This is a genomic window from Pseudomonas sp. PB103, from assembly GCF_009764635.1.
Classification (GTDB): Bacteria; Pseudomonadota; Gammaproteobacteria; order Pseudomonadales; family Pseudomonadaceae; genus Aquipseudomonas.
The window spans coordinates 1-14,979 of sequence record NZ_RWIL01000164.1; the positions used below are offsets into that span (position 1 = coordinate 1).

10 protein-coding genes are annotated in these 14,979 nt (G+C 59.0%); 7 read left to right on the forward strand and 3 right to left on the reverse strand.

All coding sequences use genetic code 11. From position 1 onward, the window contains the following. Positions 1 to 80 precede the first annotated feature (80 nt). Positions 81 to 1,475, reverse strand: coding sequence for a class II fumarate hydratase (locus EJA70_RS28580; RefSeq protein WP_158835705.1), 1,395 nt, complete (start codon positions 1,473 to 1,475; stop codon positions 81 to 83). Positions 1,476 to 1,669: 194 nt separating this feature from the next. Here EJA70_RS28580 and EJA70_RS28585 point away from each other — a divergent pair, with 194 nt between their 5' ends. From EJA70_RS28585 to EJA70_RS28605, 5 genes are all read left to right on the forward strand, one after another. Next, positions 1,670 to 2,191 carry a DUF2059 domain-containing protein gene (locus EJA70_RS28585; protein WP_008079765.1) on the forward strand — a complete coding sequence of 174 codons (522 nt, stop codon included), beginning with the start codon at positions 1,670 to 1,672 and terminating at the stop codon, positions 2,189 to 2,191. A 12-nt stretch (positions 2,192 to 2,203) separates the two neighbouring features. After that, complete coding sequence (locus tag EJA70_RS28590; protein WP_158835708.1) at positions 2,204 to 2,503, forward strand: BolA family transcriptional regulator; 300 nt, start codon at positions 2,204 to 2,206, stop codon at positions 2,501 to 2,503. 169 nt (positions 2,504 to 2,672) lie between these two features. After that, positions 2,673 to 3,614 (forward strand): rhodanese-related sulfurtransferase, encoded by a 942-nt coding sequence (locus EJA70_RS28595; protein ID WP_158835711.1) that lies wholly within the window; start codon positions 2,673 to 2,675, stop codon positions 3,612 to 3,614. A 35-nt stretch (positions 3,615 to 3,649) separates the two neighbouring features. Then, entirely contained in the window at positions 3,650 to 4,252 is a 603-nt protein-coding gene (locus tag EJA70_RS28600; protein ID WP_177323301.1) for a DsbA family protein, read from the forward strand. Beyond that, positions 4,245 to 6,062, forward strand: a complete 1,818-nt coding sequence (locus tag EJA70_RS28605) for an ABC transporter ATP-binding protein (RefSeq protein ID WP_158835714.1) — start codon at positions 4,245 to 4,247, stop codon at positions 6,060 to 6,062. The genes EJA70_RS28600 and EJA70_RS28605 overlap by 8 nt, the downstream gene beginning before the upstream one ends. 1 nt (position 6,063) lies before the next feature. Here EJA70_RS28605 and EJA70_RS28610 read toward each other — a convergent pair whose 3' ends face one another. Further along, positions 6,064 to 10,191 (reverse strand): deaminase domain-containing protein, encoded by a 4,128-nt coding sequence (locus EJA70_RS28610; RefSeq protein ID WP_158835717.1) that lies wholly within the window; start codon positions 10,189 to 10,191, stop codon positions 6,064 to 6,066. 214 nt (positions 10,192 to 10,405) lie between these two features. Here EJA70_RS28610 and EJA70_RS28615 point away from each other — a divergent pair, with 214 nt between their 5' ends. Both EJA70_RS28615 and EJA70_RS28620 read left to right on the forward strand, forming a co-directional pair. Then, positions 10,406 to 12,865, forward strand: coding sequence for an EAL domain-containing protein (locus tag EJA70_RS28615; protein WP_158835720.1), 2,460 nt, complete (start codon positions 10,406 to 10,408; stop codon positions 12,863 to 12,865). 79 nt (positions 12,866 to 12,944) lie between these two features. Beyond that, on the forward strand, positions 12,945 to 13,706 hold the full coding sequence (locus EJA70_RS28620; RefSeq protein ID WP_371924629.1) for a TenA family transcriptional regulator: 762 nt from the start codon (positions 12,945 to 12,947) through the stop codon (positions 13,704 to 13,706). A 138-nt stretch (positions 13,707 to 13,844) separates the two neighbouring features. Here the strand turns inward: EJA70_RS28620 and EJA70_RS28625 are convergent, their stop codons facing one another. Continuing rightward, on the reverse strand, positions 13,845 to 14,771 hold the full coding sequence (locus tag EJA70_RS28625; RefSeq protein WP_158835726.1) for a GGDEF domain-containing protein: 927 nt from the start codon (positions 14,769 to 14,771) through the stop codon (positions 13,845 to 13,847). Between the last annotated feature and the right edge of the window lie 208 nt (positions 14,772 to 14,979).

A 14,979-nucleotide genomic window follows, 5' to 3' on the forward strand; every position in this document is an offset into this window, starting at 1 on the left:
CGAGCCTGCGGCAGCTCCTACATGAGACCTGTGTAGGAGCTGCCGAAGGCTCGGGCCGCGATCGGACGATCTTTTGCTGTTTAGCCCTTTGCCCCAGCCTCAATCATATTCTCCGGCCGCACCCACGCATCAAACTGTTCATCGGTCAGATAGCCCAACGCCAACGCCGCCTCACGCAAGGTCAGCCCTTCGCTGTAAGCCTTTTTGGCGATTTCGGCGGATTTGTCATAACCGATGTGCGGATTCAACGCTGTCACCAGCATCAACCCACGTTCGAGATGCCGCGCCATGACTTCCGCATCCGGCTCCAGCCCGGCAATGCAGTGCTGCTGGAAGTTGCTGCAGCCGTCGCCGAGCAAGCGAATCGATTGCAGCAGGTTGTGGATGATCACCGGTTTGTACACGTTCAACTGCAAGTGACCCTGACTGGCGGCAATGCCGATCGTCACGTCGTTGCCCAGGACCTGACAGGCGAGCATCGACAGCGCTTCGCACTGGGTCGGGTTGACCTTGCCCGGCATGATCGAGCTACCCGGCTCATTGGCCGGCAGCCGCACTTCGGCAAAACCTGCGCGTGGGCCGGAGCCAAGCAGACGCAAGTCGTTGGCGATTTTCATCAGCGCCACGGCGAGGGTTTTCAGCGCACCGGAGAGGCTGGTCAGCGGTTCGTGGCCGGCGAGGGCGGCGAACTTGTTCGGCGCGGTGACGAATGGCAGACCCGACAGCGCCGCCAGTTCGGCGGCAATCGCTTCACCGAAACCGTGCGGCGAGTTCAGCCCGGTGCCGACGGCGGTGCCGCCCTGCGCCAGCTCACACACTGCGGGCAGCGCGGCACGAATGGCCCGTTCGGCGTAATCCAGCTGCGCGATAAAACCCGACAATTCCTGACCGAAGGTGATCGGCGTCGCGTCCATCATGTGCGTGCGCCCGGTTTTCACCAGCTTCATGTGCCGTGCGGCGAGTTCGGCGAGACCACCGGACAACTCGGCAATCGCCGGCAGCAGCTGTTCCTGCACGGCTTGCGCGGTGGCGATGCTCATGGCGGTGGGGAAGCAGTCGTTGGAGCTTTGCGAGCGGTTGACGTGATCGTTCGGGTGCACCGGCGTCTTGCCGCCGCGCGGGTTGCCGGCCAGTTCGTTGGCGCGACCGGCGATCACCTCGTTGACGTTCATGTTGCTTTGGGTGCCGCTGCCGGTCTGCCAGACCACCAACGGGAACTGGTCGTCGTGCTGGCCGTCGAGGACTTCGTCGGCGGCTTGTTCGATGAGGCGGGCGATGTCGGCGGGCAGGTCGCCGTTGCGGTCGTTGACCCGGGCGGCGGCTTTCTTGATCAGCGCCAGGGCGTGCAGTACCGGCAGCGGCATGCGTTCCTGACCGATGGCGAAGTTGATCAGCGAGCGTTGCGTCTGAGCACCCCAGTAAGCATCGTCCGGGACTTCGATCTGGCCCAGGCTGTCGGTTTCGATACGGCTCATCGTGCACACTCCTGTTGGTCTGTTTGCGCAGTTTAGGCCGGCTTCGGCCCGGGTGGTTCCATCGAATCGATTGTTGACCGGTAAAACCCCGTCAATCAAGCGCGGCAAGGCTTGGGGGGTTGAGCCGCGGCGTTTTTTAGGCGCAGAATGGTCGCCCTTGGGGTTTTACCTCGCTTTGCTTAAAAGGAAACTCGATGACTCGTCTTCGTGCCATCTGTACCGCGGTTGCACTGGTTTGCGCCAGCGGCCAGGTGCTTGCCGATACCGCCAGCCACAACGCCAGTGCCGAAGCTTTCCTGACCCTGGCACACGCTGACAAACTGGGCACTCCGGTGTACATGCAAGTCCAGCAAATGTTCGCTCAGCGTTTTGAGCAGACCAAAGCCCCGGAATCCAAGAAAGCCACGCTGGAAACCTACCAGGCCAAGGCCAACGCCGCCCTGGACCAGGCCATTGGCTGGAACAAGCTGAAGCCGGACATGGTCAAGCTCTACACCACCAACTTCAGCGAATCCGAGCTGAAGGATCTGGTCGCGTTCTACCAGTCGCCACTGGGTAAAAAAGTCCTGGAAAAAATGCCGCAGCTGACTCAGCAATCGGCCCAGATGACCCAGGCCAAACTGGAAAGCGCGGTACCGGTAGTCAACAAGCTGCTGGAAGACATGACCAACGAGCTGGCCCCGAAAGGCGCTGCTCCGGCCAAGAAAAAGCCGTAAGCGGAGTTCGTGATGAGCATGCAACAACGCATCGAATCCACGCTGGGCCTGTTACAGCCTGAGCATCTGCAAGTGCTGGATGAAAGCCACATGCACAGTCGCGGGTTGCAGACCCACTTCAAGGCAGTGGTGGTCAGCGCGCAGTTCGAAGGTCTGAATCGGGTCAAGCGCCACCAGAAAGTCTACGGCACGCTCGGCGAGCTGATGGGCGAGTTCCATGCGTTGGCGCTGCACACCTACACCCCGCAGGAATGGGCAGAGACCGGCGCCGCCCCGGCGTCGCCGACCTGTGCAGGAGGAAAGCAGCGATGAGCTTCAAGCGGCAAGCTGCAAGTTAAAGGCGAGTGTTCTTGGCTTGCCGCTTGAAGCTCGCCGCTTGAAGCTGCTTTTTTGCTAGAATCCGCAACGCGCCGCTCACCCGGCGCGTTTTTTTTTGAATCCGGTTCACCCTTTGCGAGGGTAGCCACCTGGAGAAATACCCATGACACAACCGATTGTCGTGGCGGCACTGTATAAGTTCGTCACCCTCGAAGATTACGTCAACCTGCGCGAGCCCCTGCTGCAAGCGATGGTCGACAACCAGATCAAAGGTACCTTGCTGATCGCCGAAGAAGGCATCAACGGCACGGTGTCCGGCACCCGCGAAGGCATCGACGGCCTGCTCGCCTGGCTCAAGAACGACCCACGCATGATCGACATCGATCACAAAGAGTCGTACTGCGACGAGCAGCCGTTCTATCGCACCAAAGTCAAACTGAAGAAAGAGATCGTCACCCTCGGTGTCGAAGGCGTCGACCCGAACAAAAAGGTTGGCACCTACGTTGATCCGCAAGACTGGAACGCGTTGATCAGCGACCCCGAAGTGCTGTTGATCGACACGCGCAACGATTACGAAGTGTCGATCGGCACCTTCGAAGGCGCCATTGATCCGAAAACCACCAGTTTTCGCGAGTTTCCGGATTACATCAAAGAGCATTTCGACCCGGCCGTGCACAAGAAGGTCGCGATGTTCTGCACCGGTGGCATTCGTTGCGAAAAGGCTTCGAGCTACATGCTCAGCGAAGGCTATGAAGAGGTTTACCACCTCAAGGGCGGCATTCTGAAGTACCTCGAAGAGGTGCCGCAGGAAGAAACCAAGTGGCAGGGCGACTGCTTCGTGTTCGACAACCGCGTGACCGTGCGTCACGACCTCAGCGAAGGCGACTACGATCAATGTCATGCCTGCCGCACTCCGGTCAGTGTTGAAGATCGCGCCAGCGAGCATTACGTCGCCGGCATCAGTTGCCCGCATTGCTGGGACAAGCTGAGCGAGAAGACCCGGCGCAGTGCCATCGATCGGCAGAAGCAGATCGAACTGGCCAAGGCGCGCAACATGCCGCACCCGATCGGCTACAACTACAAGCAAGCATCCACCGAGGCTTAATCATGTCTGCACGCCTGCTCTATGTGATGGACCCGATGTGTTCGTGGTGCTGGGGTTTCGCTCCGGTGGCCAAGGCATTGGTGGAGCAGGCGCAGGCAGCCGGGGTCGAGCTGCATCTGGTAGTCGGTGGTTTGCGTACCGGCAGTGGCTCGGCGCTGGAGCCGACCACGCGGCGCTACATTCTCGAACACTGGCAAGCGGTCACCGAGGCCACCGGCCAGCCGTTCCAGTTTGACGGCGCGTTGCCCGATGGTTTTGTCTACGACACTGAGCCTGCCTGCCGTGCGATCGTCACCGCGCGCAGCCTGGCGCCCGATTGCGCATGGACGCTGGTCGGACTGATCCAGCAGGCGTTTTACGCTGAAGGGCGCGACGTGACCCAGGCCAGTGTGCTGGTGGAACTGGCAGAGCAGGCCGGCGTGCCACGCATCGAGTTCGCGGCGTTGTTCGACCATGCCGATCAACACAAAGCCACTCAGGCCGATTTCAGTTGGGTGCAGGATCTGGGCATCGCCGGTTTCCCGACCCTGCTCGCCGAACGCAACGGTCAATTGGCGTTGCTGACCAACGGCTATCAACCGCTCAGCGAGCTGTCGCCGTTGCTCGGCCGCTGGCTGGAGCGCGCTGCCTGTGCATGATCCGGCCAATGACACGCCAGCCGTAAAGCGTGTCGACCGGCTGAGCTGGGCAGAAGTCCGGCGCCTGGCACTCACACACAAAAAATCCCTGTGGATCGCTAACGGCGTGGCCGTGCTGGCGACGCTGTGCAGCGTGCCGATTCCGTTGCTGTTGCCGTTGCTCGTCGACGAAGTGCTGCTCGGCCACGGCGATGCTGCACTGAAAGTCATGAACCATGTGTTGCCCAGCATGTGGCAGCAAGCGGCGGGCTATATCGGCCTGATGTTGTTGGTGACGTTGACCCTGCGCTGCGGCTCACTGTGTTTTGGCGTGTTGCAGTCGCGACTGTTCGCACGGCTGGCCAAAGACATTGTTTATCGCATTCGCGTGCGCTTGATCGAACGCCTCAAGCGCATCTCGTTGGGCGAGTACGAAAGCCTGGGCAGTGGCACGGTGACCACGCACTTGGTCACCGACCTCGACACCCTCGACAAATTCGTCGGCGAAACCCTCAGCCGTTTTCTGGTGGCGATGCTGACGCTGGTCGGCACCGCGAGCATCCTGATGTGGATGCACTGGAAACTGGCGCTGCTGATTCTGCTGTTCAACCCGCTGGTGATCTACGCCACGGTGCAGCTGGGCAAACGCGTCAAACACCTGAAGAAACTGGAGAACGACAGCACCTCGCGGTTCACCCAGGCGCTGAGCGAAACCCTCGATGCGATTCAGGAAATCCGCGCTGGCAACCGTCAGGGCTTTTTCCTTGGAAGGCTTGGCCTGCGGGCGCAGGAAGTGCGCAATTACGCGGTCAACTCTCAGTGGAAAACCGACGCGTCCAACCGCGCCAGTGGTTTGTTGTTCCAGTTCGGTATCGACATTTTCCGCGCGGCGGCGATGCTCACCGTGCTGTTCTCCGATCTGTCGATCGGCCAGATGCTCGCGGTGTTCAGTTACCTGTGGTTCATGATCGGCCCGGTCGAACAACTGCTCAATCTGCAATACGCCTACTACGCGGCGGGCGGTGCGCTCACGCGGATCAACGAGCTATTGGCGCGTGCCGACGAGCCGCAGTATCCCGGCGGCGTCGACCCGTTCAAGGGTCGCGACACTGTGGGCATTCAGGTGCAAGGCTTGAGCTTCGGTTACGGCGATGAACTGGTGCTCGATCAGCTCGATCTGTCGATTGTCCCCGGTGAGAAAGTCGCAATCGTTGGCGCCAGTGGCGGTGGCAAAAGCACCCTCGTGCAATTGCTGCTGGGTCTGTATACGCCACTGTCCGGCACCATCCGCTTCGGCGGTTCGACCCAGCAGGAAATCGGCCTCGACACGGTTCGTGAAAACGTCGCGGTGGTGCTGCAACATCCGGCGTTGTTCAACGACACCGTGCGCGCCAACCTGACCATGGGCCGCACCCGCACGGACGAAGCTTGCTGGCAGGCGTTGGAAATCGCCCAACTGGAGGCGACCATCCGCGCCTTGCCCGATGGCCTCGACAGCATCGTCGGCCGCTCCGGCGTGAGGCTTTCTGGCGGTCAGCGCCAACGCCTGGCAATTGCGCGAATGATCCTCGCCGAGCCGAAAGTCGTCATCCTCGACGAAGCCACCTCGGCCCTTGATGCCGCCACCGAATACAACCTGCACCAGGCCATGGCGCGCTTCCTCAATGGCCGCACCACGCTGATCATTGCCCACCGTTTGTCAGCGGTGAAGCAGGCCGATCGCGTGCTGGTGTTCGATGGCGGGCAGGTGGCCGAAGACGGCGATCATCAACAATTGATCGCCGATGGCGGTTTGTACGCCAAGCTTTATGGGCATTTGCAGCGCCATTAAGTCAGCCCCACAGCACCTGCAAACTGCCCGCCGCGCGGTCATGACCGAACTCCTTGATCACCACCGCACAGCTGCTGCAGGGCGGCATGGTCGTGGCCACGTCGATCGAGGTGATCATCGCGTTGTCCGGATACTTTTCCCGCAGCACGCTGATCAGCTTGGCCTCGCTGTCCAGTGAGGTGGGGCGGGTGGTCATTGCCGGCGTGTAGGTCTCGATATTCTTGATCGTATGGGGAATTGCCAGCAGCTTGCCTTCCTCCGACACAGTTAACGACGATCTGTTGAAGGTCTGGCCGAAATCGATGTTGAAGTAAGCGGTATCACCGACGATGACTTTGTCCTTGGCGAACGGAGGCTTGAACAATGGCAGTTCTGCGGTCAGCCCCTGCGCTCCGGAAACACTGACGTACACTTCACGCTGACCGCTCGCTGTGACGATGTCGGCGTAGGCGATGTTTCTCGCGTTGGCGGATTTATTTCCGGCGGGCAACAGCCGCTGCAACTTGTCCATGGTCTTGTTTATTTTCAGGTCGCTGTTCGAGGTGACCTGGATGGTCTTTTCGACAAACAGCGTATCGAAGACATCCGCCGCTCTCTGGCGAAACGCCTGCGAGGCCGTTCGACTCCGCGACCATGACGTCGCTCCGGTCGCCAAATGGCTGACAATCATGCGTGTGGAATGATCGAACAGCACCGCTTCGCCAGGGCTGGTATCGACTTTTAGCCGCTTGAGTGTGGTGGCCGGGAGCGCATGACCACCGATGGGGATGGCGATTTCGTCCATGGTTTTCATCGCCCGTTCCACCGCTTCGACGCCGTGAATCCTGGCCATGTTGTTGGCATTCAGCGAACCGATGTAGACCGTCGTCAATTCGTCTCTCAGGTCAGCGGTCAAGGTCTCGGCTTTGCGCAAGGTCAGTGGCGCAGAGAGACTTTGTCCCGAGGGCAGATCGGCGACGTAAAAGGCTCCGGCGTGCAGCCGAGTGAACACGTAATGCCTCGAACCGTCGATCGCCGGGACAACGGTCGCGCCTGTTTCAAGCGTATCGAGGCGATTCCGTGCTCCTGAGGGGAGGGCTACTTTGATTCTCGCGTAAATGCCTTTTTGAAACGCAAGTGTTGCCGAGTGCTGGTTTTTTCTTTTCAGGGTTTTCAATTGCAGCGAATGCCCGGCAATCGCCGGGGTATAAATGGTGTCACCGAACCACGGTGCCCAGCCTTTGCTTGGGTCGAAACTGCCGCCGGCCGGGGTCGGCGCCGGTTCTCGCGTGACATAGCGCGTCTTGCAGAAGTCATCGCCTGCACGCTTGACCCGACAGGGCAGCGCTTTGTACATCGATCGATCATCAATCAAATCGGCGCGGCGCAGACGCTCACCGTCCAGGCGGTAAGGGATATCGTCGATCAACAGCGTGGTGCGACCGTCGACCTCCAGCAGCTCTTTGACGCGGGCGTATTCCGGTAACTCTGCCAAAGCATGGATGTCGGTCGGCGGCAGTGCCTTGAAGGTCGATCGGCCGAGGATCAGATGCCGGCTGTTGTGCAGGCGCGGGCCATAAGGCAGGGCGGTTACCGGGTCGACCAGATGCAGACGTCGCAGATCCAATGCATCGGTATGGCGCACGAGTACGTCGTCAACACCATTGATCGTCGCCAGTCTGTCGTGTTGATTCAGGGCTTTCCATTGCCCGGGATCGATTGCCTGGGGCAGGTTGTGAAACAGCCGGAAGTTGCCAATCCCGCTCAGCGTTCTGACCGCCGAGACGCTCGCGCGACCGACCAGGAGCAGGCCTTTTCCCACGCCTTTGAACAGGGACGGAATGCCGTCCAGCGGATTAAGATTTTTTACCGACGACACCAGCAGCTTGCGGGTCAGCGTCGAAAAGGCCGGCAGGCTGGCTTTGACCGTCATGCGCGCCGTACCGCTGGCAGCCTTGAGCAAACGAATCGACCCCGACATGAACTTGCCGATCGGGCAGAGAAACGAAGCCAGATCCAACAGCAAACCGACGCCTCCCATTATGTTGCTGTTGGCATTGTCCGCCTGCAGATCATCAAGGCTGCCCCAGAACGGCACAAAACCTTTGACGATCGCTACCAGCGTTTCGCGGCGGCTCTCACCATCAGCCCTGATGACGTCGAAAGCCGTCATGCCCCGGGCTTCGGTGCGCATTTGTTGTTCATCGACGTAAAGAAATTTCGCGGCAATGCAGTCGGCCACTTCATTCAGGCGCGTCGCCATTGCCGTCGGTGTGCCGCCCGATTCGAATGCGCCCGCTGGTGGTACATGCGCCACGCTATCGAAATACCCCATGCAATAAGCGTTTGGCCTAGGTGCCGTGCCATGGACATGCGCGCGATCGTCGATAAGGAGCGAGGTACTGATATTGCGTTCGGGAGAATAGGTTTGATTGGGGATCACCGCGTGCAAAGGAAATTCGGTGCGCACGCCCGCGATTATCGAGAATCTCAAACCGGGTCGTAAACGAATCAGGCCGGCACTCGGAATGACTTCGTAGTAACTGATCCCGTCGTCCTTGCTCACCTTGAGCAGGAAGCCCTTTCTGGCGTTGATATCGGATGATTGCCCGTTCTGTTTGAGCGACATTCGCAGCCGCAATACTTCAACGACACCTTCTGCAAGTGCTCTGCGTTCAGCGAGGGGCAGGCTGGCCAGCAGGCTGGCAATCAAGGTTTGATAGGCCTTGGTGGCGGTAGTCAGATAGCGGTTGAACGCGGATTCAAAGGCCGCGTTGATATTCGGCAACTTTCTGCCATTGGCAATGAAACCTCCGGAGAATACAGGTCGGTAAACCCCCGCCGCATCCTTGCGCTCCAGATAGCCTCGCCGCTGATGGTCGATCCGGAACGTGCTGCTCGTGCGTGTCTGGCCATCCGCCTCGGTAACGCCCCATCTTTTTTCGTTCTCAAACTGGTCATCGGCGTAGAGGTCGAGGAAGGCATAGCTGACCAGCTTCACATTTGGCATGTCTTTGAAAGACAGTGAAGTGGGCGGATCGAGGGGGAAAAGCCTGTGGCCGCTAGAGGCCAATACGTTTGCGCCATACTGCTCGTCGGTGACTTGCCGGGCCATTTTCAGCCTTTCGGGAATCGGTGCTTCCAGAGTCATTACGGCTGAATTCAAGCCTGCGGTGTGGATCTCCAGCGCGACCATCGCTTGCTCGATGTCCTTTTCGTCGTAGTCAGCGTCCGTTCGCGCTTCAACAAACCCTGTGCACACTGCCCACTCCAGAGCCGGGCCGAGCCGCAATCGGGCGATTTTCTCCAGCAGATCGGCGTCGGTGCCGTCGCTCTGTTGCAGCGGCAGGTTGACGAGCGCCTGAAAAGCCAACGGTTGCGCGCGATTCAGTCCCTGCTCTTCGGCCAGCAGCACGCCGTGCATGAAGTTGACCCACACCACCGAACTTTTATAGCGCAGCTGCGCCGGAACATCGCGAACCGCAAAATCCCTGGACAGGTGAGGCTGGAAAATCTGCGCGAGGATGATTGCTTCTTTGCTGTTGGTCGCGCGAAGGCTGCGTTGCAAGTGCTGTTCAAAGGCATTGTGAATGCTTGGGTAGCTTTGGCCCCAGTGGGCCCGGTCCTGCCAATCGAAACCGGCGAGGGATTGCGGTTCCCCGGCCAATGGTTTGTGCAGGTAAAGGCAAATCGCTTTGCACAGCAATTGATAGCGCACAGACGCGGAGGTCTTTTCACCCGGCCGCGCGCCATACCATTTGAGTGTTTTCAGCAAGCGCTCTGTCAGCTCCTGTGAGGAAGCGGAATCGAGTATTCGCTGGAGAAACACCGAAGGCGTCGCGCGCACGTCTGCGTCGGAGGGGAAGTGCAGCACATCGCTGGCCAGCCGACGAATCAGTAGCGGACTCGACTTCATGAAGTCTTTGACGGTATCGAAAATCCGCTCCTCCATCCGTTGCGCGTTGTACCGCTCGAGGGTCATTGATTGCGCGAGCGCGGGCGTCCTGCGTAAGAGGGCTTTGAAACGTTTTTGGTCTCGTGCGGTGGGGCGGGCAATCAGCGCATCGATATCCGGACTGTCATCCAGCCTCAAGGCGTGTCTGGCGAGCGTTTCTGCGCTGTCGGGCGCAGTTGAAGAGGTCAATGTCATGTCGCACTCCTTGCGTTGGGTTTCCTACAGCAGACGGGAAACCTGAAGTGCTCAGTAAATCGAGTCTCGACGCAGCGGTGGCGGTACATATATATACGTGCCGCCGGACTGCACTGAGGCTGATCCGTCGCTTGCCGTAACCGGTATCGCCTCCTAGTCTAGAGGGGTGGTCTGATCGGAAGGGATGGTCAGGCAGTGCCATACAAGGGATCCCATGAAGCAAAAGCGGACTCTCGGAACGCCACGGTTGCTTGGCATCGTCTGGCCATTCATCGCCGTCGTGTTGTTTCAGGCGTTATTGGGCGGTGTCAGCCTTTACGTCCTCTCGGCCGTTCGCGGTTACGTGGCAGGCGAAAGTCTGTGGTCCAAAGGCCAGAAAGACGCCATCTATTACCTGAACCTCTACGCCGACAGCCGCGACGAGGCGATCTTCCTCAAGTATCAAAGCGCGATCGCGGTGCCTCAGGGCGGGCATCAACTACGCGTGGCGCTGGATCATCAGCCGCCCGATCTGGCGTCTGCCCGCGATGGCATTCTCAAGGGCGGCAACCATCCGGACGACGTTTCCAGCCTGATCTGGCTGTACCTCAACTTTCGTCATTTCAGTTATCTGGAAACCGCCATCGACCGCTGGACGGTCGGCGACGCCTATCTGGTCGAGCTGGATAACGTGGCCCAAGAGATGCACCGAAGCATCACTGGCAACACGGCGGGCGAGGCGGATATTCGTCGCTGGAAGGCGCAGATTTTTGCCATCAACGACGCTGTGACTCCGGCGGCCAAGGCGTTCAGTGATGCCTTGGGCGAGGGGTCGCGGATGATTCTGCGCCTGCTGCTGTTGACCAACCTCGCCACAGCGCTGGGGCTGATCGTGCTGGCGCTGTTGCGCACGCACAAGCTGCTCAAGCAGCGCCATGCCTTTGCCGAAGCGCTGCAACTGGAGAAGGATCGAGCCCACGTCACCCTGCATTCGATCGGCGACGGGGTGATCACCACTGACGTTGCCGGGGCCATCGACTACATGAACCCGGCCGCTGAGGCCATGACGCACTGGAAAGCCGAGCAGGCTGCCGGTTTGCCCTTGGCGGCGCTCTTCAACCTGCTCGACGACAACGCGCAGACCGAAGGGCTGACACTGATCGAGCACATCCTCAGTGGCAAACTCAGTGGTGGCAGCGAGCATTCGAAACTGATCCAGCGCCTCGACGGCAGTACAGTGTCGGTGACGCTGGTGGGCGCACCGATCCGCAATGCCGGCAAAGTCAGTGGCACGGTGCTGGTGCTGCACGACATGACGCAGGAGCGGCAATACATTGCCAACCTGTCGTGGCAGGCGACCCACGATGCGCTGACCGGGTTGGCCAACCGCCGTGAGTTCGAATATCGCCTGGAGCAGGCGCTGCACAATCTCACCCGTCAGGGCGGGCGGCATGCGCTGATGTTCCTCGATCTGGATCAATTCAAACTGGTCAACGACACCTGTGGGCATGCCGCCGGCGATGAACTGTTGCGGCATATCTGCGCGTTGCTGCAGTCCGGTTTGCGCGAGGGCGACACCTTGGCGCGATTGGGCGGTGACGAATTCGGCATTCTTCTGGAGAACTGTGCGCTGGAGGCGGCCGAGAAGATCGCCGACAGCCTGCGCCAGACCGTGCAAAACCTGCATTTCGTGTGGAAGGGCCGGCCATTTCTAACCACCGTCAGTATCGGCCTGGTGCATGTCGGCCAGACGCCGACCACCCTCGAAGCGTCGTTGCGTGCCGCCGACATGGCCTGCTACATGGCCAAGGAAAAGGGCCGTAATCGGGTGCAGGTCTACCACGCCGACGATTCGGAGTTGTCGTTGCGCTTCGGTGAGATGGCCTGGGTACAGCGCTTGCACATGGCGCTGGAGGAGAACCGGTTTTGTCTGTACGCCCAGGAAATTGCGCCGTTGGGTGCCACCGGGGGAGAGCGTGCGCACATCGAAATTCTGCTGCGTCTGCATGATGAAGCGGGGCGGATGATTCTCCCGGACAGTTTCATTCCGGCCGCTGAACGTTATGGTTTGATGAGTCAGTTAGATCGTTGGGTAGTGCAAAACGTATTTAAGGTTATTGCTCAATGTATTGCAGAAGAACATGACGGTCCGTTGGCGATGTGTGCGATTAATCTGTCAGGCATTACTATAGGAGATGACGCTTTTTTGCACTTCTTGCGTGAGCAGTTTGTTAACTACGCCATACCACCTGAAATGATTTGTTTTGAAATTACTGAAACCAGTGCGATTTCAAATTTGGGCAGTGCAATACGTTTTATTAATGAACTCAAAGGTTTAGGTTGTTACTTCTCGCTGGATGACTTTTGTGCCGGAATGTCTTCATTCGCTTATCTGAAACATTTACCTGTAGACTTCCTGAAGATCGACGGGAGTTTCGTAAAGGATATGCTGGACGACCCGATTAACCGCGCAATGGTCGAAGTGATCAATCACATCGGGCATGTCATGGGGAAACAGACAATTGCCGAGTTTGTAGAAACAACCCAGATCGAGCAGGCATTGCTTGAAATTGGCGTTGATTACGCTCAGGGTTACATTATCGAGCGTCCGCAATTGTTTACCTGTGACAGTTTGCAAAGTCGGCCCGCCAGACCGCAGCCGTTGTTATTCAAAGCGCCTGGCACGTTCCGTTGAAGTCTCTCGCCGATCCTTATAATCACAAATCAAAAGGAGCCGAACAGTGATCGACACATTCAACCGAACCGGACCACTCATGGAAGCTGCAAGTTATCCTGCCTGGGCACAACAGCTCATCGAGGATTGCAGCGAGAGCAAGCGCCGGGTTGTCGAACATGAGTTGTATATGCGCATGCGGGATAACAAGCTCAGCGCCAAAACCATGCGCCAGTATCTGGTCGGGGGCTGGCCGGTAGTTGAGCAGTTCGCGTTGTACATGGCGCAGAACCTGACCAAGACCAAGTTTGCCCGCCACCCTGGCGAAGACATGGCGCGGCGTTGGCTGATGCGCAATATTCGCGTTGAACTCAATCATGCCGATTACTGGCTGCACTGGAGTCGCGCCCATGGTGTCAGCCTGGAAGACTTGCAGGCGCAGCAAGTGCCGCCGGAACTGCACGCCTTGAGTCATTGGTGCTGGCACACCAGTTCCGCCGATTCGCTGATTGTCGCCATCGCCGCGACCAATTACGCAATCGAAGGCGCGACCGGAGAGTGGTCTGCACTGGTCTGCTCGACGGGGGTATACGCCGCCGCGTTCCCGGAAGAGGATCGCAAGCGCGCGATGAAGTGGCTGAAGATGCACGCGCAGTACGACGATGCGCATCCGTGGGAAGCGCTGGAGATCATTTGCACCCTGGCCGGCATGAACCCGAGCATGGCCTTGCAAACCGAATTGCGTCAGGCGGTGTGCAAGAGCTACGACTATATGTACCTGTTCCTCGAACGCTGCATGCAACTGGAGACGTCCGAGCGTTTGCTGGTAAGCCGTGAACGCCGGGCTGTCGTCGAAAGCTGATTACAGCTGACACCGCGTAAAAAATGTAGGAGTGAGCCTGCACGCGATGGCGCAATGTCAGTCAACGTCAATGTTGAATGTCGGATCGCATCGCGAGCAAGCTCGCTCCTACAGTTGTTTTGGGTTGGCCGGGGGAGATTAACCCGCCATCGCCAAGCGGTTGCGGCCTTCGCGTTTGGCCACATATAGCGCGCTATCCGCACGGCGCAGCAGGCTTTCTGCCGATTCGCCGGGCAGCAGCGTCGAACAGCCGAGGCTCACCGTGAGTTCGATCAACTGGCCATCGGCGTAATATTCCGCCGCCTGCGCCGCGTAACGCAGGCGTTCGCCGACCATCGCTGCCGGTTCGCGGCTGGTGTTCGACAGCAGAATCAGAAATTCCTCGCCGCCGTAACGAAAGACCATGTCGACATTGCGCAGTTGGCCCTTGATCGAGGCGGCAACAGCTTTGAGCACGTCATCGCCGGCGCTGTGGCCGTGGCTGTCGTTGACCCGTTTGAAGTGATCGATATCGAGCATCAACACCGATAGTGGTTGCAGGTGCCGACGCGACATTTCGATCTCCCGTTGCAGGGTCTGCTCCATGGCAATGCGGTTACCGGCACCGGTCAACGGATCGCGCAAGGCGCTCTGGGTCGCGGCGCGGTAGAGCAGGGCGTTGCGCATCGGGAACAGCAACGACGACAGCAGCGACTCCAGATTGCCTTGTTCATGATCGTTGAAACGCTGATTGCGGCGGAACACCAGTTCGCCCATGTGCTCACCTTCGTGGCTCAGGCTGTAACTGACGGAGTGATGACCGCGCGCGCCAAACTCCAGGCGCAGGTCGCTGCCCTTGTGCACGTAGCTCAAGGCGTCCAGCGGCACGAGACGCTGAACTTCGCGGAAAAACAGACCGAGGATGCGTTGTGGTTCGAGACTGGTTTGCAGTTGCAGGCTCAGTTGCTGGCGCAATTGCGCAAGACTGGCGGGCCGCTCCAGAAGTGGCGGCTGCTGACCGAAACCCAGGCGTTGCAATTTGGCACTGTCGAAGTCAATTGCATTGGTCTGGGAAGGTGATTTCATATGGCGTGAGCCCCTAAGCAGTAAGTCTGTCTTACAGGCTGGGTGAGAGCGGCTATGGGCTGCGCGTCATACTGATCCATCAGTCCCGTAGGACATTTGGCATAAGTTTAGTCTGCCTGATGACGATTAGTAAGCTATCGAAATCGGCCTTGCCCCATTGCCTTCACACGGCATGCTTTGAGGAAATTTAGAGCGAAAGTCGTGCCAT

Coding starts and splice junctions, on each gene's coding strand:
- EJA70_RS28580 (WP_158835705.1), bottom strand. CDS start 1,475: ATGAGCCGTATCGAAACCGACAGCCTGGGCCAGATCGAAGTCCCGGAC.
- EJA70_RS28585 (WP_008079765.1), top strand. CDS start 1,670: ATGACTCGTCTTCGTGCCATCTGTACCGCGGTTGCACTGGTTTGCGCC.
- EJA70_RS28590 (WP_158835708.1), top strand. CDS start 2,204: ATGAGCATGCAACAACGCATCGAATCCACGCTGGGCCTGTTACAGCCT.
- EJA70_RS28595 (WP_158835711.1), top strand. CDS start 2,673: ATGACACAACCGATTGTCGTGGCGGCACTGTATAAGTTCGTCACCCTC.
- EJA70_RS28600 (WP_177323301.1), top strand. CDS start 3,650: ATGTGTTCGTGGTGCTGGGGTTTCGCTCCGGTGGCCAAGGCATTGGTG.
- EJA70_RS28610 (WP_158835717.1), bottom strand. CDS start 10,191: ATGACATTGACCTCTTCAACTGCGCCCGACAGCGCAGAAACGCTCGCC.
- EJA70_RS28615 (WP_158835720.1), top strand. CDS start 10,406: ATGAAGCAAAAGCGGACTCTCGGAACGCCACGGTTGCTTGGCATCGTC.
- EJA70_RS28620 (WP_371924629.1), top strand. CDS start 12,945: ATGGAAGCTGCAAGTTATCCTGCCTGGGCACAACAGCTCATCGAGGAT.
- EJA70_RS28625 (WP_158835726.1), bottom strand. CDS start 14,771: ATGAAATCACCTTCCCAGACCAATGCAATTGACTTCGACAGTGCCAAA.